The organism is Roseomonas sp. 18066, from assembly GCF_902706185.1.
GTDB lineage: Bacteria > Pseudomonadota > Alphaproteobacteria > Acetobacterales > Acetobacteraceae > Pseudoroseomonas.
Genome location: NZ_CACSJM010000367.1, coordinates 1 through 439, shown reverse-complemented (window position 1 = coordinate 439; position 439 = coordinate 1). Strand labels below are relative to the sequence as shown.

The window sequence follows — 439 nt, the reverse complement described above, 5'->3', positions numbered from 1 at the left end:
CCCCGGCGGCGATCCGCACCTGCCATTCCACCAGGTCGATGCCCGTGACCATTTCCGTCACAGGATGTTCCACCTGCAGCCGGGTGTTCATCTCCATGAAGAAGAACTCGTGCGGCGCGTTGTCGGAAACCAGGAATTCCACGGTTCCCGCCCCGGTGTAGTTGACGCTGCGGGCGGCGTTGCACGCGGCTTCACCAATCCGGGCACGGACTTCGCTGCCCTTGGGAAGGCCCTCCAGCAACGGCGACGGGGCTTCCTCGATGACTTTCTGGTGCCGCCGCTGCAGGGAGCATTCGCGCTCGCCCAGGTGGATCACGTTGCCGTGGCCGTCCGCCAGCACCTGCACCTCGATGTGCCGCGGGGTGGTCACCAGGCGCTCCAGGAACAGGGTGTCGTCGCCGAAGGCGGCCGCCGCTACGCGCCGCGCCGTGGTAAGAAC

Annotated in this window: 1 pseudogene; it reads right to left on the bottom strand. The window is 67.0% G+C overall.

Annotated features, from left to right (window positions below):
* Positions 1–439, bottom strand: a pseudogene (locus GVN67_RS29260) (3-methylcrotonyl-CoA carboxylase); the annotation flags it as partial.